This is a genomic window from Acidovorax sp. GW821-FHT10E04, from assembly GCF_059415185.1.
The window spans coordinates 55,526-76,618 of record NZ_JBWKMT010000006.1; the positions used below are offsets into that span (position 1 = coordinate 55,526).

General features: G+C 61.1%; 17 protein-coding genes. 15 read left to right on the forward strand and 2 right to left on the reverse strand.

Annotated features, from left to right (window positions below; translation table 11 throughout):
• Positions 1–13: 13 nt before the first annotated feature.
• Genes AC07OC_RS19275 through AC07OC_RS19290 form a run of 4 tightly spaced genes read left to right on the forward strand, consistent with a single transcriptional unit; the run spans position 14 to position 5,180 of the window.
• Positions 14–2,128, forward strand: a complete 2,115-nt coding sequence (locus AC07OC_RS19275) for an acetate--CoA ligase family protein (RefSeq protein WP_369641596.1) — start codon at positions 14–16, stop codon at positions 2,126–2,128.
• On the forward strand, positions 2,125–3,231 hold the full coding sequence (locus tag AC07OC_RS19280; RefSeq protein ID WP_218340386.1) for a CaiB/BaiF CoA transferase family protein: 1,107 nt from the start codon (positions 2,125–2,127) through the stop codon (positions 3,229–3,231). Before AC07OC_RS19275 ends, AC07OC_RS19280 begins: the two co-directional genes overlap by 4 nt.
• A gap of 3 nt (positions 3,232–3,234) precedes the next feature.
• On the forward strand, positions 3,235–4,245 hold the full coding sequence (locus AC07OC_RS19285; RefSeq protein ID WP_218293369.1) for an NAD(P)H-dependent flavin oxidoreductase: 1,011 nt from the start codon (positions 3,235–3,237) through the stop codon (positions 4,243–4,245).
• The gene (locus tag AC07OC_RS19290; protein ID WP_218293370.1) at positions 4,242–5,180 is read left to right on the forward strand and encodes an NAD(P)H-dependent flavin oxidoreductase; all 939 of its coding nucleotides are present in this window, start codon (positions 4,242–4,244) and stop codon (positions 5,178–5,180) included. The genes AC07OC_RS19285 and AC07OC_RS19290 overlap by 4 nt, the downstream gene beginning before the upstream one ends.
• Before the next feature lie 67 nt (positions 5,181–5,247).
• Here AC07OC_RS19290 and AC07OC_RS19295 read toward each other — a convergent pair whose 3' ends face one another.
• Positions 5,248–6,126 (reverse strand): alpha/beta fold hydrolase, encoded by an 879-nt coding sequence (locus tag AC07OC_RS19295; protein ID WP_218293371.1) that lies wholly within the window; start codon positions 6,124–6,126, stop codon positions 5,248–5,250.
• Positions 6,127–6,275: 149 nt separating this feature from the next.
• On the opposite strand from AC07OC_RS19295, the gene AC07OC_RS19300 reads away from it, so the two are divergent.
• Positions 6,276–6,698, forward strand: coding sequence for a DUF1810 domain-containing protein (locus AC07OC_RS19300; protein WP_492244510.1), 423 nt, complete (start codon positions 6,276–6,278; stop codon positions 6,696–6,698).
• A gap of 474 nt (positions 6,699–7,172) precedes the next feature.
• Here the strand turns inward: AC07OC_RS19300 and AC07OC_RS19305 are convergent, their stop codons facing one another.
• Positions 7,173–7,730: a PadR family transcriptional regulator gene (locus tag AC07OC_RS19305; RefSeq protein WP_218293372.1), complete on the reverse strand. Its 558-nt coding sequence runs from the start codon at positions 7,728–7,730 to the stop codon at positions 7,173–7,175.
• A 143-nt stretch (positions 7,731–7,873) separates the two neighbouring features.
• Here AC07OC_RS19305 and AC07OC_RS19310 point away from each other — a divergent pair, with 143 nt between their 5' ends.
• The 10 genes from AC07OC_RS19310 to AC07OC_RS19355 all read left to right on the forward strand — a co-directional run bounded on the left by AC07OC_RS19310 (position 7,874) and on the right by AC07OC_RS19355 (position 21,028).
• Positions 7,874–9,943, forward strand: coding sequence for a 2,4-dienoyl-CoA reductase FMN-binding domain-containing protein (locus tag AC07OC_RS19310; protein ID WP_494601987.1), 2,070 nt, complete (start codon positions 7,874–7,876; stop codon positions 9,941–9,943).
• 28 nt (positions 9,944–9,971) lie between these two features.
• Entirely contained in the window at positions 9,972–10,412 is a 441-nt protein-coding gene (locus AC07OC_RS19315; RefSeq protein ID WP_218293374.1) for a nuclear transport factor 2 family protein, read from the forward strand.
• A 35-nt stretch (positions 10,413–10,447) separates the two neighbouring features.
• The gene (locus AC07OC_RS19320; protein ID WP_218293375.1) at positions 10,448–12,130 is read left to right on the forward strand and encodes an AMP-binding protein; all 1,683 of its coding nucleotides are present in this window, start codon (positions 10,448–10,450) and stop codon (positions 12,128–12,130) included.
• 305 nt (positions 12,131–12,435) lie between these two features.
• Positions 12,436–14,082, forward strand: coding sequence for a methyl-accepting chemotaxis protein (locus tag AC07OC_RS19325; RefSeq protein WP_304505097.1), 1,647 nt, complete (start codon positions 12,436–12,438; stop codon positions 14,080–14,082).
• Between the two features lie 1,093 nt (positions 14,083–15,175).
• Positions 15,176–15,550 carry a DUF2304 domain-containing protein gene (locus AC07OC_RS19330; protein ID WP_218340377.1) on the forward strand — a complete coding sequence of 125 codons (375 nt, stop codon included), beginning with the start codon at positions 15,176–15,178 and terminating at the stop codon, positions 15,548–15,550.
• On the forward strand, positions 15,547–17,028 hold the full coding sequence (locus tag AC07OC_RS19335) for a mannose-1-phosphate guanylyltransferase/mannose-6-phosphate isomerase (protein ID WP_218340376.1): 1,482 nt from the start codon (positions 15,547–15,549) through the stop codon (positions 17,026–17,028). Before AC07OC_RS19330 ends, AC07OC_RS19335 begins: the two co-directional genes overlap by 4 nt.
• Before the next feature lie 22 nt (positions 17,029–17,050).
• Positions 17,051–17,839 (forward strand): ABC transporter permease, encoded by a 789-nt coding sequence (locus tag AC07OC_RS19340; RefSeq protein ID WP_218293378.1) that lies wholly within the window; start codon positions 17,051–17,053, stop codon positions 17,837–17,839.
• Positions 17,839–19,086: an ABC transporter ATP-binding protein gene (locus AC07OC_RS19345; protein ID WP_218293379.1), complete on the forward strand. Its 1,248-nt coding sequence runs from the start codon at positions 17,839–17,841 to the stop codon at positions 19,084–19,086. Before AC07OC_RS19340 ends, AC07OC_RS19345 begins: the two co-directional genes overlap by 1 nt.
• Positions 19,083–19,766: a sulfotransferase family protein gene (locus tag AC07OC_RS19350; protein WP_218340375.1), complete on the forward strand. Its 684-nt coding sequence runs from the start codon at positions 19,083–19,085 to the stop codon at positions 19,764–19,766. Before AC07OC_RS19345 ends, AC07OC_RS19350 begins: the two co-directional genes overlap by 4 nt.
• A gap of 11 nt (positions 19,767–19,777) precedes the next feature.
• The gene (locus AC07OC_RS19355) at positions 19,778–21,028 is read left to right on the forward strand and encodes an FkbM family methyltransferase (protein ID WP_218340374.1); all 1,251 of its coding nucleotides are present in this window, start codon (positions 19,778–19,780) and stop codon (positions 21,026–21,028) included.
• The last annotated feature ends 65 nt before the right edge of the window (positions 21,029–21,093 follow it).

The following is a 21,093-nucleotide window of genomic DNA, read 5'->3' on the forward strand; positions in this document are numbered from 1 at the left end:
CCAGGAGACAAGATTGACAGACCTTTCACGACTGATCCGCCCTCGCTCGATTGCCCTCGTGGGCGCCTCGGACCGCCCGCAAAGCATCGGCGAGCGCACGCTGACCAATCTGCTGGACCATTCCGAGTTCGACGGAGACATCTACCTCGTCAACCCGACCAAGGCGGAGATCCGCGGGCACCGTTGCTGGCCGAGCGTTGCGTCACTGCCAGCCACGCCCGACGTTGCTGTGATCGTGGTGCCCGCATCCGGCGTGCTGGCCGTGGCGGAGGAATGTGCCAACCGGGGCGTCCTTTTTGCCATCGTGTTGACATCGGGCTTTGGCGAGGCAGGCGAAGAAGGCGAACGCGCTCAGGTGCGCCTCAAGGAAATCGCCGACGGGGGCGGCATGCGCCTGTACGGGCCGAACTGCCCGGGCCTCACCAACGTCAACCACCGCCTGGGACTGACTTTCTCGCCATCCTTCCCGCACGACCTCGTCAAGGGTCCCATTGGCCTGGCCACGCAAGGTGGCGGCCTGGGGCGCAACGTGATGCAGGCCATGGACCGCGGCATTGGCATTGGCCTGTGGGCCTCCACCGGCAACGAGGTGGACTTGCAGGTGGCCGACTTCATCCACTACATGGCCGATGCACCCGACATCAAGGTGATCGTGACCCTGCTGGAAGGCATCAAGGATGGCGCGAAGTTCGTGGCTGCCGTGAACCGCGCAGCCGCCAATGGCAAGCCAGTCATTGCGCTCAAGGTCGGCAAGTCTGAGTACGGGCAAAAGGCGGCGCAATCGCACACAGCGTCCCTCACGGGGTCGGCCGAGGTGAACAGCGCGGTGTTCAGACAGTGCGGTGTGATCGAGGTCGATGACATCGACGAGCTTGTCGATGCAGCCTGGCTGTTCGCACGCGCGGAGCCGCCCCCAAGCGAAGGGGTGGCCATCTACACCTCTTCGGGCGGGACGGCGGCGTTGACGGCGGATGCTGTGGGCACCGCAGGCCTGACCCTCGCTCAGTTCACCCCGCACACGCGGGAGGTGCTGGCCTCGCTGCTTCCCGACTTCGCGGCGCTGGACAACCCGGTGGACACCACCGCCGCCGTGCTGAGCGATGCGGCGCTGATCGAAAAATCGCTGAGCGCGGTGGCCGTGGACCCGAACCTCGGTTGCGTGATCGTTCCGATTGCACTGGACTATGGCGACACCACGATCCAGCTGGCGCGCACCATCATCGCGGCGCAGAAAGGCTGCGCAACACCCATCATTCCCATCTGGATGAGTGACCGCATGGGGGAGGGGTATCGCATGCTGGTCGAAGGCGGTTTCGCCCCGCCGCGTTCGGTGGGCAAAGCCATCAAGGCCATTCAGCGCTGGGTTGAATATGGCCGCTGGAAGCGCTCGCGTGGCACCCAGCCGCCCATGCAGCCTGTGGTCGTTCTGCCGCCAGCCGCCGCCACCCTCAGCCTGTCTGAAGCGCAGGCCAAAGGCCAGCTGCAGGCTGCGGGGATCGGCCTGCTGCCCAACATGCTCGCGTCCACCATGGAAGAAGCGTTGGTGACCGCCAACGCCATGGGCTACCCCGTCGTGGCCAAGATCGCCAGCGAGCAGATCGTCCACAAGTCGGACATCGGCGGCGTCAAGGTGGGGCTGCAAAATGCCGACGAACTGCGCCAGGCCTGGGCGGACATCATGGACGCCGCGAAGCACCACCGGCCCGACGCGCACATCGACGGCCTGCTGATCGAGAAGATGGCGCCCCGCGGCGGGCTGGAGCTGATGGTCGGCGTTACGCGCGACCCGGTGTTCGGCCACGTGATGACCTTCGGCCTGGGGGGCATTTACGTGGAGATCCTGCGCGATGTGACACGCCGCATGTTGCCGCTCAGCGCCAGCGAGGCCGCGGCGATGGTGCGTGAGATGCGGTGCTTTCCCCTGCTGGAAGGTGCGCGCGGCCGCCCAGCGGCGGACCTGGAGGCGCTGCAGACGCTGCTGCTGCGCATCTCGGACTTCGTGATGCACAACGCTGGCCGCATCGAGGAAATGGACCTCAACCCGGTGTGGATTGGCGCACGCGGAGAAGGCGTTTTGCCGCTGGACGCCGTGATCATCGAAAGAACCGCCGAAGGAGCGTCCGCATGACGGCCACCGCCGCCCGGCCGCCGTTGCAGGGCATCACGGTGGTGGATTTCAGCGAGCTGCTGCCGGGGCCGTTTCTGACGCAGAACCTGGCGGAGATGGGCGCACGCATCATCAAGATCGAGCGCCCGCCGCATGGCGACAACGCCCGTCACCTGGGCCAGGGCGCTTTCGAGGCCGTGAACCGGGGCAAGCAGAGCCTGTTGGTGGACCTCAAGGACGAAGCCCAGCGCGACAAGGTCCGCGAGCTGATCGCGTCGGCCGATGTCGTGGTCGAGTCCTACCGCCCTGGCGTGATGGCGCGCCTGGGCTTGGATGCCGCTTCGCTCTGCCAGGCGCATCCGCAACTCATCTATGTGTCTCTCAGCGGCTACGGCCAGACCGGTCCCTGGGCCGACCTGCCGGGGCATGACATCAACTACCTGGCTGCCGCGGGGGTGCTGGCCGTCTCGGGTGCGCCGGACGGCGCACCCGCGCAGAGCTTCGGCCTGCCCGTGGCCGATCTGTGCGGAACCATGTACGCGCTGTCCGCCACACTCGCCGCGCTGTTTCAGCGCCAGGCCACCGGCCGGGGGCAGCACCTGGACGTGGCGCTGGCCGATTGCGCCTTGCACTGGATGAACCCGCGGCTGGGCGCCTACCGCTCCGCAGGCGCAGGCACGCTGCAAGCGCAGCGCGAGGCAACGCTGGTGAAGGCGGCTTACGGCGCCTTCCGGTGCAAGGATGGCCGCTACGTGTCGATTGCTGCGCTGGAGGATCATTTCTGGAAGCGCCTGTGTGCGGTGCTGGACCTGGCTCCCTTCGACGGCGCGAAGTACGCCACCCACAAGGCGAGAAAATCTGTGGCGGATGCGATCAACCTGCGCATCGAGCAGGCCATGCAGCACCTGGATTCGCACGAGGCCTTTGAACTGCTGTGCCGGCACGATGTGCCCGCCGCGCCAGTGGTGCCGCCCGCAGAGTTGGCCGCCCAGCCGCACTTTGCCTCACGCGGCAAATTCGCTCCCGGCGAAGACTTGCCCTTGGTCAGGTTCCCCGTTCCACTCGAGGGAATGGGCGGTGCGGACCTTGCAGGCGCACCGCAGCTCGGCAGTTCAGGCTGGTAGGCCATGGGCAGCGTCTTGCACACGAGGATCACCCGGCTGCTGGGGATCGACCATCCCATCCTGGGCGGCGGCCTCATGTGGCTGTCCGACGCACGGTACGTTGCCGCGCTGGTGAATGCGGGCTGCATGGGCTTCATCACGCCCCGGTCGTACGCCAGCGAAGCGGATTTCCGCGAAGCCCTTGCGCTGTGCTCGGAACTGACCCATGGCAAACGGTTTGGTGTCAACCTCACGCTCTCGCACCGGCCCGAAGCCAACACCATGATTCCGCGCTGGATGGATGCAGCCCTGACGCACGGCGTGAGGATCTTCGAGACAGCCGGACATGCACCGGCGGACCTCATCACCGCTCTTCACAAGGCAGATGCCATCGTCGTTCACAAAGCCTCTAACATCCGCCACGCTCTTTCGGCGGAGCGCGCTGGCGCCGATGCCATTGCCCTGGTCGGCATGGAGGAAGGCGGGCACCCGGGCATGAATGAGCTGCCCACGATGCTCATGGGGGCGCTGGCATACGGCCAGTTCAGCGTGCCGGTGGTGCTGGGCGGCGGCATCGGCCGCGGCAGGCAATTGGCTGCGGTGCTGGCCCAAGGGCTTGACGGCGTACTCGTCGGCAGCCGCTTCCTGGTGTGCGAGGAAATCCAGGCGCACCCCCGCTACAAAGAGCATCTGCTGACCTGCGACGAGCACTCCACGGTGCGGCTGCTGCAATCGCTGGGCACCACCTGGCGCGTGCTGCTCAACGACACTGCGCGCCAGGTTCAGGCCATCGAACGGGCAGGCGCCACCGAACACGCCGCGTTCGGCGACCTCATCAGCGGAACGGTCGCGCGCGACCGCTGCTACGCCGAGGGCGACTGGCGTCATGGCATGGCCTCCCTGGGGCCAGCCATCGCATTCGCCAAGCGTATCGAGCCGCTGCAGGCCATCGTGAACGGCCTGGTGGACGAAGCAGTGCAGGCCATCACGGCCCTGCGCACAGTGCATTCACTGGATTCAATGGAGCAAGAATGAACCGACTGCCTTTCATGGAGCGGCTGGTGGTGCCCGTCATTGCGGCCCCCATGCTGCGTGTCTCGGGAATCGAACTGGTCTCCGCTGCCTGCGCCGCTGGCGTCATCGGCGCATTTCCCACGGCCAACTGCACGTCTCTGGACGAGTTCGAGACCTGGCTTCAGCGGCTTCAGCGCGAGGCCGAAGAACAGCCCAGCCGGGCGCCCTATTGCCCCAATCTCATCATGCGCCGCGACCCCGCACGCCTCAAGGCCGAAGCGGACTTGATCGTGCGCCACGGCGCAGAGCTGGTGATCACCAGCGTCGGGTCGCCCGCGTCGGTGATTCCCATCTTGCACGACGGCGGCTGCCTCGTGTTTGCCGATGTGGCCTCGCTGCACCATGCAGAGCGTGCTCTGGAGGCGGGCGTCGATGGCTTGGTGCTGCTCTCGTCCGGCGCGGGCGGGCACACCGGCTGGGCCAACCCGTTCGCTTTCGTGCGCGCCGTGCGCCAGCTGTTCGATGGCCCCATCGTGCTGTCAGGTGGCCTGTCCGACGGTGTGGCGTTGCGCGCAGCGACGGTCCTGGGTTGCGACCTGGGGTGCGTGGGAACGCGATTCATCGCCACCAAGGAAAGCCTGGCTGGGGGAGACTACAAGCAGATGCTTCTGGAAAGCTCCATGGACGATGTGCTTGCGACGCGTGCCTTTACGGGGTTGCCCGCGAACTTCTTGAAACCGTCCATCGTCCGTGTCGGACTCGACCCCGATGGACTGGACGAGACGGTATCCGTGCAGGAGGCCCGCAAGAAATTCGGAGGCGGATCTGAAGGACCCGTCATCCAACGGTGGTCGGATCTGTGGAGTGCGGGGCATTCGGTGTCGGGTGTGACGTCCCTGCCGACTGCCGCCGAACTGGTTCAGTCCATGAATGTGGAGTATCGGTCGTTCAAATAGCAGGACTCAGGCTCGAGGCCCTCCGAGGTCAGGCCTCCAGTCGTGCAATGCGCGACACCGCATCAGGCTACCCCACATGGGCACGCAGCCAGGCCACGATGTCGGCAGTCACCTCATCACGATTCGTCTCATTGAGGATTTCGTGGCGGGCAGCCGTGTACAGCTTGACTGTCACGTCGGTGATGCCTGCATCGCGGTAGCGCTGACCCAGCAGCTGAATCAGCGCACCGCCCCCCGCGAGCGGATCTGCGTCGCCAGAGGCAATGAAGATTGACAGGTCACTGCGGATACCTGCTAGCAGCGCTGGATCCGCCAGCCGGGAAGCCGGAGCGAACAGCGACGGGATCACATCGTCCGGCACATCCCACCCACACCACGGATCCGCTACATAGGCATCGACCTCCGCACCGTCCCGCGAAAGCCATTCGTATCCCGTACGGTGCTCAAAACCTGCGTTGAATGCCTCCAATCCGGCAGGCGCGTCTGCGGGAGCATTGGCCATCGCTGCGGCGAGCGCATCCAGCGCGGTTGAACCTGAGAGCAACACACCTGACCAGGTCGATGCGTGATCCAGGATCGCCGCCTGCGCCGCAAACGAACCCATCGAATGCCCAAACAGAAACAGCGGCAGGCCGGCGTGCTGCGTGCGCAGCAGTGCGCCGTACTGGGCCACATCGGCAATGAGCCCGCTGAAACCTGCGGCGCCAAAGTCCCCCAACCTGCCACCAGCGGTGCGCCCGTGCCCGCGATGATCCACGGCATGGACGATGAAGCCGGCAGCGTTCAAGGCCTTCGCAAAGCGGTCGTAGCGCTCGCCGTGCTCGGCTAGTCCGTGAGATATCTGCACGGCGCCCACGGGTTTGCCGGGGGTCTCGGCCCAGGTGTAGGTGATGACCGGGATGCCGTCTGCGCTAGACAGAAAGGAGGAGGATGTCGATGTGCTCATCGGGTCATTCTGGCATGGTGATCTGATCCAGGTGTTTCGGGCACATCACCTGCAGCCAGCCCTGCCTTTCCGTCACCATTCAACTGTTGTCTTCCGGTGAATTCATGGTCACCATTCACTTCAGCCAGCCCAGCATCCACTACCCGAACATGCCCCTTCCCCCTGTCCTCGACCGTTTCCTGCAAGCCCAGGATCCCGTCTGGCCCCGCGTGATCGCCGAGCTGCGGGCGGGCAAGAAGCGCACGCACTGGATGTGGTTTGTGTTCCCGCAGATCAAGGGACTGGGGCATAGCGACGTGGCCCAGCGCTATGCCATCCAGTCGCTGGCCGAGGCGCAGGCCTACCTGGCGCATCCAGTGCTTGCCGGCCGGCTGCGCGAGTGCTGCCAGATCCTGCTGGGCCTGGGGACGTGCTCGGCGCTGGATGTGTTTGGCACGCCGGACGATCTCAAGCTGCGCTCCAGCATGACGCTGTTTGGCGAAGTTTCTGCGCCGGGCAGCGTGTTTCACGCCATGCTGCAAAAGCATTTCGACGGGTGCAAAGACCCGCGTACCATCGAATTTTTCGATTGAAAATGGCATCTACCGCTTGTCCCATAAGCGTTGTTTGCTATTGATTTTGAATATTGCTCCTCTCTTTCTGGAACATGTGTGGCGCGCGTACGCATCCGATAGCCCGCGGACAGCGGTCGCACGTTCCAGCGCTGCTGCACTGCCCCTCAAGCGCCCCTGGGCAAAAACAGCGCGAACAGCATGGCAATGGCACCAGGGCCGATGAGATACAGCACGCCCTGTCCGCCCCACGTCGTCTCTACCGCAAGGAAAGCAGCGCGCCGAGAATGGGGCCTTCTATGGTGCCGATCCCTCCCCGCCAGCGCCATGAAGATCATTTAGGCCGTCCACTGCGCGCTGAAATAGGTTTTGGGCGGAGACATGAGGACTCGGCATCTTGAATGCTCCGATGGCGTGGTGCTGCTTGGTGTGACTAGCTGGCGCTGGCACTGGGGTACGCCGGAGGCTGGTCATGGCGCTGCGAGTGACATGTGGTCACCGGGCAGAGGGCGTCGGAGGCGGGCGCGGTGTGCCGAGTATCTCCAGCGCCTCTCTCGCGATCGCCAGCGACAGCTCTTCCTGCAGGATGCCGGCCTTGAGCACCAGGTGCTGCAGGCGGCGCTCTCGGCTCGCTTCCTTGCCCATGAAGTCGCGCTGTTCGATGCGCTGGTAGACGGCCAGCTTGTCCTCGTGCATGGCCTGCAGGCGGGCGATTTCCTTTTCCAGACCGGTGGGGCCGACGGCGGCCTCGGCGCGCAGGCGCACCATGAGTTCGTCGCGCAGGGGCGTGGGGTCCTGTTGCTCGGCGATCCAGCGGCGCAGTTCCTTGCGGCCCGCGGGCAGCAGGCGGAACTGGCGCTTGCGGCCGCGGCCCGTCTCGGCCGGCAGGGCCTCGATCCACAGTGCTTCTTCGAGCCGCGCCAGCTCGCGGTAGATCTGCTGGTGCGTGGCGTGCCAGAAGTAGCCGATGGACTTGTCGAAGCGCTCGGCGAGTTCCGAGCCCGAGCAGGGGTGCTCGACCAGGGCGGTGAGAAGGGCGTGGGGCAGGGACATCGGAAGAGGGCGCCGGAGAAAGCTGCGTAGTTCGCCATCTTGCCTGAATCGGGACTGCTCTCCATTGTTTACGCAACCAGTTGCATAAATGCGTGATGCTGGCTATATTTATGCAACTGGTTGCATAAACAAGGAGACCCCCGATGAACGCCGTCCCGAAACCTGCCCCGGCTCCACAGGCTGCTGGTAGCGGCAGTCCCTATCCCCACCTGCATGCCCCGCTGGACCTGGGCTTCACCACGCTCAGGAACCGCGTGCTCATGGGCTCCATGCACGTGGGGCTGGAGGAGGTGGCCAACGGCTTCGAGCGCATGGCGGCCTTCTATGCCGAGCGGGCGCGTGGCGAGGTGGGGCTCATCGTGACCGGCGGCATTGCGCCCAATGAGCGCGGCCGGCCCATGCAGGGCGGGGCCATGCTGGTCAACGAACACGAGGCCGGGCAGCACCGCAAGGTGACGCAGGCCGTGCACGCCGAGGGCGGCAAGATCGCCATGCAGATCCTGCACTTCGGCCGCTATGCCTACCACCGCGACCTGGTGGCCCCGAGCGCGCTGCGCGCACCCATCAACCCCCACGTGCCGCACGCGCTCACGGCGGAAGAGGTGGAGCAGACCATCGAAGACTTCGCGCGCTGCGCCGCGCTGGCCCAGCACGCGGGCTACGACGGGGTGGAGGTCATGGGCTCCGAGGGCTACCTGATCAACGAGTTCATCGCAGCGCGCAGCAACCACCGCGATGACGAATGGGGCGGCAGCTATGCCAATCGCATGCGCTTTCCGGTGGAGATCGTGCGGCGCACGCGCGAGCGGGTGGGGCCGAATTTCATCATCATCTACCGCCTGTCCATGCTCGACCTGGTGGAGGGCGGCTCCACGCTGGCCGAGGTGATACAGCTCGCCCAGGCCATCGAGGCGGCGGGCGCCACCATCCTCAACACCGGCATCGGCTGGCACGAGGCGCGCATCCCCACCATCGCCACCAAGGTGCCGCGCGCGGCCTATGCCTGGGTGACGAAGCAGGTGATGGGGCAGGTGGGCATACCGCTCATCACCTCCAACCGCATCAACACGCCCGAGGTGGCCGAGCGCCTGCTGGCCGAGGGCTGCGCCGACATGGTCTCCATGGCGCGGCCGTTGCTGGCCGATGCCGACTTCGTGCGCAAGGCACGCCAGGGCCGGGCCGACGAGATCAACACCTGCATCGCCTGCAACCAGGCCTGCCTGGACCACACCTTCGGCGGCAAGATCACGAGCTGCCTGGTGAACCCGCGCGCCTGCCACGAGACGGAACTGGTTATCGCGCCCACCGCCGCCAAGAAGCGCATCGCTGTGGTCGGCGCCGGCCCTGCCGGCCTGAGCTTTGCCGTCACGGCCGCGCAGCGGGGCCATGCGGTGGTGCTGTTCGATGCGGGCAGCGAGATCGGCGGCCAGCTCAACATCGCCAAGCAGGTGCCGGGCAAGGAGGAGTTCTACGAGACCCTGCGCTACTACCGCCGCCAGCTGGAGCTGCATGGCGTGGAGGTGCGCCTTTCCACCCGCGTGGCCGCGCAGGAACTGGCGGGCCAGGGCTATGACGAGGTGGTGGTGGCCACGGGCATCCGGCCGCGCACGCCCGACATCGACGGCATCACCCACCCCAAGGTGCTGAGCTACCTGGACGTGTTGCGCGACAAGCAGCCCGTGGGCCAGCGCGTGGCGGTGATCGGCGCGGGCGGCATCGGCTTCGACGTGGGCGAGTACCTCACGCACGAAGGCGAGAGCGGGGCCCTGGCGCCCGCCAAGTTCAATGACGAATGGGGCATCGACACCGCCTATGCCCAGGCCGGCGGCCTGCGCGCCGCCCAGGTGGAGGCGCCCGCGCGCCAGGTGCACCTGCTGCAGCGCAAGGCCAGCAAGGTGGGCGACCAGCTGGGCAAGACCACGGGCTGGATCCACCGCACTTCGCTCAAGGCGCGCAATGTGGGCATGAGCTCGGGCGTGGCCTACGAGCGCGTGGACGACGCCGGTCTGCACATCACCATCGACGGCCAGCCGCGCGTGCTCGATGTCGACCACATCGTGGTCTGTGCCGGCCAGGAGCCGCTGCGCGAACTGTACGACGTGCTGCTGGCCGCGGGCCAGAGCGCGCACCTCATCGGCGGTGCCGATGTGGCCGCCGAGCTCGACGCCAAGCGCGCCATCCTGCAGGGCACGACGCTTGCCGCCGCCATCTGATCCAACAACCTCACCCCAGGAGACATCCATGACCGAAGCCCCGAAGAACATCCACCCCGCCGTCGCCCGCTCGCTCGACACCTGGCACCACATGGTGGCCAGCCGCGACCTGTCGAACCTGCTGAGCATCGTGCACCCCGACGCGGTGTTCCGCTCGCCCATGGCGAACACGGCCTACACCTCGGCCCCGGCGCTGATGCTGGCCCTGTCCACCGTGATCCAGGTGTTCGAGGACTTCACCTACCACCGCCAGCTGGCCACCGACGACGGCCTGAACATCGTGCTGGAGTTCAGCGCGCGCGTGGGCGACAAGCAGCTCAAGGGCATCGATCTGGTGCGCTTCAATGAAGAGGGGCAGATCACTGAGTTCGAAGTCATGGTGCGCCCCCTGAGCGGCCTGCAGGCGTTGGGAGCCGAAATGGGCGCGCGGCTGGGTGACAAGCTCCCAGCGTTCAAAGCCAAGGCCTGATGCGTTCATAAAAAGAAGAGACAGGAGACAAGCCCATGACCGCCACCGCCGCACCGCCAGCGTCCTCGCCCTGGGAAGGGTCCTACCCCGAGGCCCTGCGCAACTACCGGCTCGACCTGGCGGCACTGCCCGCCAACGCCGCGCACCTGGCCACGCAGGCCGCCACCGACCATGGGGACCAGCCCGCCTTCACCTTCGTGCTGCCCACGGGCGCCAACGTGGTGCGCAGCTTCAAGGAGATCGATGCGCTGTCGGACGCGTTTGCCGCCTGGCTGGTGCGCGAGCAGGGGCTGCAGACGGGCGGGGTGCTTGCGCTGCAGATGCCCAACTGCCTGCACTACCCGATTGCGGTGTTCGGCGCCTGGAAGGCCGGGCTCATCGTGACCAACGTGAACCCGCTGTACACCGGGCGCGAGCTGCGCCTGCAGCTCGAAGACAGCGGTGCGAAGCTGCTGCTGGTGTGCGACCTGTTCCTGCCGGTGGCACAGCCTGTGGCCGAGGGCCTGGGCCTGCCCGTGCTCACGGCCAGCCTGTGGGACTTCTTTGAGGAACCTGTGGCATCGGCCATCCGCGCCAAGATGGCCGGGCCCGCGGACTCCACCGCGGCGCCGCTGCCGCGCATGGCCGACGCGCTGGTGCGCGGGCAGGCGCTGGAGCCCGTCGAACACCGCAGCCACCCCGTGGCGGTGTACCAGTACACGGGCGGCACCACCGGGCGCAGCAAGGGCGCAGTGATCACGCACAGCAACATCCTGGCCACCTTGCGCATCACGCGCGATTTTCTCGACGCCTACGACGGGCCGAAGCAGGGCGAGACGATGCTCACCGTGCTGCCCATGTACCACGTGTTCGCCTTCATGGTGAACTTCCTGGTGTTCTTCGAGGTCGGTGCACGCAACGTGCTGGTGCCCAACCCGCGCCCCATGTCCAACCTGCAAAAGACCTTCGAGCAGTTCGACGTGCAGTGGACTGCCGGCGTGGACACGCTGTTCGCCGGCCTGCTGGCCGAGCCCTGGTTCCAGGCCAGGCCACCGAAGCTGCGCTACGCCTTCTCGGGTGGCACGGCCCTGCGCACGTCGACCGCGCAGGCCTGGCAGGCGGTGGTCTGCCCCATCCTGGAGGGCTACGGCATGACCGAGACATCGTGCATCGTCTCGTGCAACCCGCCCTCGGCTACGCCGCGCCTGGGCACCGTGGGCGTGCCCATGCCGGGCTGCCGGGTGCGCATCGTCGATGACCAGGGGCGCGATCTGCCTCAGGGCGAGCGCGGCGAGTTGCTGGTGCAGGGCCCGCAGGTGGTGGCCGGCTACCTGCATGCGCAGGAAGATAGTGCCAGCGCGATCCGGAACGGCTGGCTGCACACGGGCGACATTGCGCAGCTGGAGGAGGGCGGTTTCATCCGCATCGTCGACCGCAAGAAGGACATGATTCTGGTGTCCGGCTTCAACGTCTACCCGAACGAGGTGGAAGACGTGCTCGCGGCCCACTCCGACATCGCCGAGGCCGCCGTCATCGGTGTGCCGGATGCCGGCACCGGCGAGGCCGTGCGCGCCTTCGTGGTCGCGCGCAACCCGGCGCTCACGCCCGAGGACGTGGAGCGCCACTGCCGCACCCAGCTCACGGCCTACAAGGTGCCACGCCAGATCGTTTTCCGCGAGCAATTGCCCAAGTCGCCGGTGGGAAAGATCCTCAGGGCGTCGCTGCGCGAAGAGGCCTGAAAGGGGTCTGAGCAACGGCCTGGTCTGCAGCGGTGAGGCCAGGCCTTGCAGCTACCGAACAGTCGATGGAATGATGTTGGTGGTGCCAAGAACGATCAAGCCCTTGCGAGCGGTGAGGCGGGCCGAAGCGGTGATCCCCGGGGGGAATGCCGTGTCCCCGGTGTGATCTATTTCTCCGCACATGGATCACGTGGCAGCGCAGCAATGAACACTGAATCCATATCCCTCATCACAATAGCTGTTGTCTATTGACAAAATATTACAAATCTACTGACCATAACGCAGATGAACATTGGGGGACTGCGATGGGTTTTCAGAACATGACGATGCGGGCGAGGTTGGCACTGTCGTTTGGCTTGATGGTGGTGCTTATCGTGGTCCTGTCCGCGTTCGCCATCAAGGACATGAGCAGCGCCAAGACGCAATTTCATGACTTCGTGACCGGTATCGACGCACGGGCACATGTGGCCCAAGGAATACGGAGCGCCGTCGACGCGCGCGCCGTGGCCGCTCGGAACATGGTGCTGGCGACCAAGCCTGCAGAACGCGACGCGGAAAAGGCGGCTGTCGTCAAAGCCCACGAAGACGTCCAAAAACGCCTGGCCCTGCTCAAACAGGCGGTAGAAGGCCCAGGCATTCCAGCCAACGTCAGGACGCTGGTGGCCGAACTCGCAAAGATCGAGCAGTCATATGGGCCGGTGGCCCTGTCCATCGTCGATTTGGCGATGGCCGACAAAAAGGACGAAGCCATTGCGAAAATCAATGACGAGTGCCGGCCGCTTCTCGCCGCCCTGATTGCCAAGACCGACGAGTACCAAAAGACAACCGATGAGCGCTCCAAACAGCTGGTGGATTCCTCCGAGGCCGATTTCGAATTCCAGCGCCGGCTCTTGATCGGCCTGGCATTGCTGGCCACCGTGATGGCGGTGGCATGCGGGGTGGCCATCACCCGCGGAGTGCTGAGGGCCCTGGGTGCCGAGCCCGATGCACTGAGCAGTGCCGCCAGCAAGGTGGCGGGCGGCAACCTGTCCAGCATTGCGGGGGCGAGCGCAGCCCCCGGCGGCAGCGTGCTGGCATCGCTGAGTGCCATGCAGCAGAACCTGGCCAGCATCGTGAGCAAGGTACGGGGCGCCACCGACTCCATCTCCACCGGCACGAGCGAGATCGCCATGGGCAACGCAGACCTGAGCCAGCGCACCGAAGAGCAGGCCAGCGCTTTGCAGCAGACCGCCGCCACCATGGAAGAGTTCACCTCCACGATCCGCAACAACGCCGAGAACGCCAAGATGGCCGATCAGCTGGCCATCAGCGCATCCGCCGTGGCCACACGGGGCGGCGAGGTGGTCTCCAAGGTCGTCACCACCATGCGGGACATCAACGACAGCTCGCGCAAGATCTCGGACATCATCGGTGTGATCGATGGCATTGCCTTCCAGACCAATATCCTGGCGCTGAACGCCGCGGTAGAGGCAGCCCGCGCCGGCGAGCAGGGCCGAGGCTTTGCGGTGGTGGCCACCGAGGTGCGCAACCTCGCGCAGCGCAGCGCCAGCGCCGCCAAGGAGATCAAGGCGCTGATCAACGAAAGCGTGGAGAAGGTGTCCGTGGGCACGGGCCTGGTGGATCAAGCCGGGCAGACCATGGTCGAGGTTGTGGGCGCGATCAAGCGGGTGACGGACATCGTGGGCGAGATCAGCTCCGCCAGCTCCGAGCAGAGCACGGGCATTTCCCAGATCGGCCAGGCCGTCAACCAGATGGACCACGCCACGCAGCAGAACGCGGCTCTGGTGGAGCAAAGCGCCGCCGCCGCCAAGAGCCTGGAGCTGCAGGCCCAGCAACTCACCGAAGCCGTGAGCACCTTCCAACTGGAGGATGCGCCTGGAGCTACGCTGAATCGTCCTTCGGCACGCGCCGTTCCCCGCGCCGTTCCGCGCGCGCTTCTCGAACAAGCTTGAGCGGCGGGAGGTGAGAGGTCGTTGTGACCGTTCAGCAAAGGCGCCTTGAGAGCCCGGGAGCCGCCACGCGCCCTGTCGCGAGGAATGGCCTCCTACTAAAACCTGGGCGCTTCATGTTGGCCCTCGCTGTGACGGCGCTTACTACATATCTGCGCTGAAGGATGACATGGGCATTCAATCGGACCGTCCGTAGCGTCCGCTCACCTCAACGCTCAGCATTGCCTCTACCCCATGCAATCAGTCTGTCAGTTACTGGACGCGGCAAAGCTGGGTGCCGAATCTCGCATAGAACCATGCGTGTGGCATCAGCACGTCGATGATCGAGAGATCGTTGGAGCCTGCGCACCGCGCTGGCGCAAAGGTATTTGAGGTCCGACAAACTGAGTTTTGCCCCGAGCGCGATGGGCTCTTCGCTTGGTACAAGAGCTGCGCTGCTTGAAATGGCGATCGGTTCGGGACGGTCATCCACTATAGGACACAGATCGTCCGATATGGCGATGGCTACACCTCTGCTCAACTCGAACGCTGAACTGAACTGCCTTGGCCGATATTTCCCAGGGCTGCGCCTGTGTCGGGGTCGCTGCAACCTAGATGTTGATCGTTCCAGCCATGGGCAGCGCCCTGGCACCTCGTAGACTGAAATTTCTCTGCACAAATATGGCCCAGGCACAAAGGGGATTCAATTGGTCCTCTCGCAACATGGGGCGATGGCAGTCTGGGAGGCGAAACAAGCGAATGCGATTGAACCCGAACCAAACATTGTCTACGGGAAACCAGAAGGGAACCGGACACAATCTAAAGTCCAGTGGCATGGAATCCTCGCGAACCAATCCAGAGTGGCACAGGTATCTAAACCTTTCTGTCGTGTGCTGCCAAGGGCTCAAACAAATCAATGATTTACGTAACGCTCGAGACGAAGGCGCGATGGCGTTCCGCACCTACAATGCCCCGCATAAGCAAGGCCCTGTGCATTTGTTTGATCTTCTGGGCGCCTGAAGCCTGCGATGTGGTCGCCCGACAGCTACTGTGGCTGTTTTGACCCCCGCAACGGGATGCTCCTAACCTAATTAACTTAAGAGGGGGAGACCACCTGATGGCATCCTTGCAAGCAACCACGGCATTGATGGGAATAGGCTTAGCTGTGCTGATCCTCTATCTGGTTCGCCGCGATCATCTGTACCTCATGCATGGCCTTTTCTGGGTGGTCGTGGCCGGCGCCGCAGCACTTTTGGGGATGTGGCCCGGCTTGATCGACGGCTTGGCACTGCTTCTCCGCATCAGCTACCCCCCGGCGCTATTGTTACTTTTTGTTTGCATTGTTCTTCTGTTGAAGGCCTTGCATGTTGATATGGTCAACACCCGTATCGAACGCGATATGCGCCGTCTCAATCAACGGCTGGCTATTCTGGAGGCCGAAATACGCCGCTCACGCGACAAGGCCTCTTCGTCTGATATCCCCCATCCATGATCCATCCACTGCTGCCAGTCATCTTGTGTGGCGGCTCAGGCACCCGTCTGTGGCCGCTGTCGCGCGAAACCTATCCCAAGCAATTTCTCTCCGTTCGGGGAAACGGAATTTCCATGCTGCAAGACACGGCCAGGCGCCTGGACGGTGTAGTGCCCCACATCCCCAGGGCTGCGCCCATAGTGGTGTGCAATAGCGAGCATCGGTTCCTGGCGGCGCAGCAACTGCAGGAAGCTGGCTTCGACGATGCCACTCTGGTGCTGGAACCCGTAGGCCGCAACACCGCACCCGCATTGACTCTTGCGGCCTTGGTCGCAGATCCGCATGCCATCTTGCTGGCCATGCCCGCGGACCATGTCATGTCCGACGTAGCGCGGCTCCACCAAGCCGTTGAAATCGCTTGGCAGCTCGCCCAGGGGGGTGACATGGTGACTTTTGGCATCGTGGCCAGCCGTCCAGAAACCGGGTATGGCTACATACAAAAAGGTGAGGCCATCGAAGGCGGTAACGCATTTGCCATTCAGAGCTTTGCTGAAAAACCCGACTTGGCCCTGGCGCAGGACTATGTTGCCAGCGGTAGCTATCTATGGAATAGCGGTTTGTTCATGGTGCGCGCCGACCAATGGTTGCGCGCCATGGAAGTCCTGCAGCCTCAAATGCTCCAGGCTTGCCAAGCTTCCATCGAAAGAAGTGTCCGCGACATGGACTTCGTACGCCCAGACAACGAAGCTTTTGCTGCTTGTCCGTCAAATTCCATCGACTATGCCGTGATGGAGCACCTGCCCGGCAACGATGCGCTGGGCATAGCCGCCCGCGTGGTACCACTGGATGCGGGATGGTCTGATCTGGGGGCATGGGACGCTCTCTGGGATGTTTTGCCACATGACGCTGACGGCAATGCGCATGCCGGCCAGACGCTGGCCATCGACACTCGCAATAGCCTATTGTTTTCCGAGTCTTGCTTGGTAGCCACCGTGGGGATGGACAACGTGGTGGTGGTGGAAACTCCTGACGCCATATTAGTGGTGGAAAAAAGCCGTACGCAAGACGTTAAAAAAATCGTGGCTGAACTCAAAGCCCAAAAGCGCAGCCTGGCTTCAACCCACCGCAAAGTTCACCGGCCCTGGGGCTGGTACGACAGCATCGATGGCGGCGAACGCTTTCAGGTCAAACGCATCGTGGTCAAACCCGGCGCCCAATTGAGCCTGCAGATGCATCATCACCGCGCCGAACATTGGATCGTGGTCAAGGGCACCGCCCAGGTCACCAACGGGGACAAGGTTTTTTTGCTGGGCGAAAACGAGTCCACCTTCATCCCCCTGGGGCATGTGCACCGGTTGACAAACCCTGGCAAAGTGCCTCTTGAAATCATTGAAGTGCAATCTGGCAGCTACCTGGATGAGGACGACATAGTGCGGTTTGAGGACACTTACGGCCGGGCGGTGCCGGCACCGCAAGGCAGCAGTGCCAAAGAAGGTTGACCTTGCTATGCCCGGCCTACCCATGCTGAAAGCCCTGTGGGGCTACCGTGGCTTCGTGTGGAGCAGCGTCATGCGCGAGTTCCACGGCAAGTACCGCGAATCCTTGCTCGGCGCATTCTGGTCAGTTGCCAACCCGCTGACCATGATCGTCATTTATACCGTCGTGTTCGGTCAGCTCATGCGACCTGGTCTTGCAGGCCATGAGCAAACACCGTTTGCATTCAGCATCTATCTGTGCGCCGGGGTCCTTACCTGGAGCCTGTTTGCAGAAATGCTCGGACGACTGAATGGCGTATTCCTGGAGCACGGAAACCTGATCAAAAAATCCAGCTTTCCACGCATTTGCCTTCCGGCCATTGTGGCGGTGTCTGCGCTGGTCAACTTTGGCATTGTGTTTGGGCTGTATCTCGCCTTTCTGGCACTGATTGGCCACTGGCCGGGCTGGGCCTTGTGGGCGATGGTGCCGTTATTGGCCTTGCAGGTGCTCTTTACCCTGGGACTGGGCATATTTTTGGGCACGCTCAATGTGTTCTTCAGAGACGTGGGTCAGCTCACGGGCATCGTGGTGCAGTTCTGGTTCTGGCTCACGCCTATTGTGTATGTATTCGACTCCTTGCCAGCCGCTGCGCGGGCGGTGCTGCAGTACAACCCGATGCAGCCTTTGATGGTGGCCTATCAGACTCTATTTTTGAATCAGCGTGTTCCAGATTTTGCTAGCTTGGCTCCGCTCGTTTTTCTGACGATGTTCTTTTTGATTTTGGGCGCTTGGTTCTTTTTGTCGCGCGTCGGTGAACTGGTGGACGAACTCTGATGGGAACTATTGTTGTTTCGAATGTTAGTAAGGCATATAAACGCTACCCCAATAAATGGGCGAGGATGCTTGAATGGATAACTGGTCGCGATCAACATAAAAAAACATGGGTGCTGCGAGACATCAATTTCACTATTGAGCCAGGGGAGGCAGTGGGAATTGTGGGGGTCAATGGTGCAGGTAAGAGTACCTTGCTGAAAATAATTACGGGAACTACACAGCCGACTACTGGCGGCGTTCATGTCAAAGGGAGAGTAGCCGCCTTGCTTGAATTAGGGATGGGATTTCACGCTGATTTCACGGGGCGTCAAAATGCGTATATGACCGGGCAGTTGCTGGGGTATAGCGTTGATGAAATCCATGCCTTGATGCCGAAAATAGAGGCATTCGCTGATATTGGTGATTATATTGATCAGCCTCTGAGGACGTATTCAAGTGGAATGCAGGTCAGGCTGGCTTTCGCAGTTTCTACCGCAACTCGGCCGGACATACTGATTGTCGATGAGGCCCTTTCGGTCGGGGACGCTGCTTTTCAAAGAAAGTGTTTTAGACGCATCGAGGAGTATAAGGAGGCGGGGACTACCCTGCTTTTTGTTAGCCATGATACAGAGACGGTAAAAAAAATATGTGATCGGGCTATTCTTGTTAATAACGGAATAATATCTGAAATTGGAAAAGCTAGAACCGTTTGCGATGCATATGAGCGATTGCTTTTTGGGGCTGCAAAAGATACGAGAGAGCAAAAAAAAGAGATAGTCCCGCTGTATGACTCATCCTTGGCCTCTAGCAGTGTCGAGGTTCAATACGGAAGCAGGGGGGCAGAAATAGTCAATGTTAATATTTCAGATAGCGATGGGGCTGTAACGAATATTATCCCTGAAGGACATCCCATATTTGTTAGCTATGAGGTTGATTTTAAAGAGCCGGCTGATCGCGTGAATTTCGGAATGATGGTGAAGTCTGTGGATGGAGTATGCGTTTATGCTACCAATGCAAATGCCAATATTGGAAATCCGAAAAGATCTTTCCAATCTGCTGAATCTGCTCGTATTCGGTTCGGGCTACAAGGAAATTTGGTTCCTGGGACTTATTACCTTAATGTGGGAGTGACGAGAGAAGGGCGCGACAAGGAAGAGATGTTGCATCGCAGAGTCGACGTTTTGATATTCCGTGTAATAAGTGCACACGCTTATAGCTCTTATGGCTTTGCGAACCTATTTGGCAATGTTGAGGTGGAAAAAAAGTGATAGTCATCGTGGCGGGGATGCAGAGAAGTGGGTCGACATTTTCCTACAACGTTGTCCGAGAGCTTCTTGATGCAAGAGGCGGTGTTTCTACATCCTCTTCAAACTCGATAAACGACGTTCTTTCTGAATCTGACGGGCCAATCAATGCAATCGTCAAAAGCCATTCGCCTGATGAGCTGATAAATGCACTTCTAAATAAAAGAGGTGTTCCATGTGTTTGCACTGTGCGCAAGCCAGAAGACGCTATTGCGTCATGGATGAATGTTTTTGGTTTTTCTCTGGAAGAGTCCGTTGCTACTTATGAGCAATGGCTTTCATGGCACCAAAAAATGCACAAAAATATGTTGAACATAAAATATGAGGATATTGATCGATATCCTTGGCTTGTGATAAGAAAAATCAGCAAATATCTTTTCGGGAAATGGGGTGCATTTGAGATTCAAAAAATCTGGCTGAACAATAAAAAGAAGGCGGTATTTAAAAAAACTAGTAATATGAATGTGGGCGATAGTGTCGATATAGGTTTTAGTTTTTATAATAAAGTCAACTTTTATCACCGACGCCATGTTTCATCGTTGAGATCCAAAGATGCATCTGAGTTGCTTAGCCAAGATCAGATAAGTTTTATCAGGTCCAATTTGAATCGCTATCTGGATAAAAACGGCACCTACCAGTGGTAGCTGAAAATACAATGATTTCTTATGCCCAGAACTTTGAAGATGTGATGTTGATGCGCGCACTCGCAAACATAGAGCGGGGGCGCTATATCGACGTTGGTGCGGCTTGGCCTGATCAGGATTCAGTCACCAGAGCATTCTATGAAAAGGGCTGGCATGGCATTAATATTGAGCCAAACCCGGATTTTCTAAAGCTTCTACAAAATAAGCGTCCTCGCGATAGTAATGTCGGAATGGCGCTTGGTCGTGCACCGGGGACGCTTCCCATTACTATTTTCGAAGGCTCCGGGCTCTCCACTCTTGTGGATTCAATTGCTGAGGAGGGGGTGGTTGCGGGGCGGCCTTATATTCGTCAGCAGGTTTCTGTAACGACCCTTAATGCAATTTGGAATAGTTATTTTCCGCGGGGAGAGGAAGTTCATTTTTTGAAAATTGATGTAGAGGGTTTTGAGCAAGCGGTGCTGGAGGGGAATGATTGGACCAAGAATCGCCCCTGGATTGTTCTTGTCGAAGCCACCATTCCAAACTCTCAAATTGAGGTATATGAGGGTTGGGAAAAACTGCTGCTGACCTCGGAGTATTTTTTTGTTTACACGGATGGATTGAATAGATTCTACGTTGCGAAAGAGCACGCCTATTTAACTCCGGCATTTAAATTTCCACCCAATATATTCGATGGCTTTAAATTGCGTGCTCAATTTGAAATCGAGCAAAAACTCTTGCAGTCTGAGGGAATGGTTGAAGCTTTGAAGGCGAAGGCATCAATATTGAAAAGCGAGGCCAGCGAGGCAGACCGGGCGTTTGCCAAGAATGTTGAAAGAATGGAAGCGAGGCTGGTGGCTCTGGAACGCAGGGCGGTGAATGCAGAGCATGAGATCTCGAGATTGCGTCAAAGCATGTCATGGCGCATTACTTTGCCATTGCGTCTCCTTGCAGATCTGGCACTTCATTTCTTCCCTCTGATCCGTCATGGTCTCAATCGGGCAATACATGGTGCAATCAATGCGTGTCGGCGGCCATTATCGTATTTGATCTCCTTCGTTTTGCAAAAGCCAAAAGCCAGTGCCAGAATAAATCAATGGCTTTTGCAAAAATATCCGGCATTGCACGCGCAATTGCTGGACATTCACTCCCGACCGGGAAGAATCGATAGTTTTATGATGGCTGGATTTGGCCAATCAAAAGAGCTGAGCAGAGAAGATCTTACGCCCAGAGGTCATAAGATATACACAGATCTTCGAGGCGCCTGCAAGAGTAGTCACTGAGTAATATTTCAATTGACAATAGGCATTGTCCTGATTTGCTTAGAGCTGCTTATTTCCTAGCATTT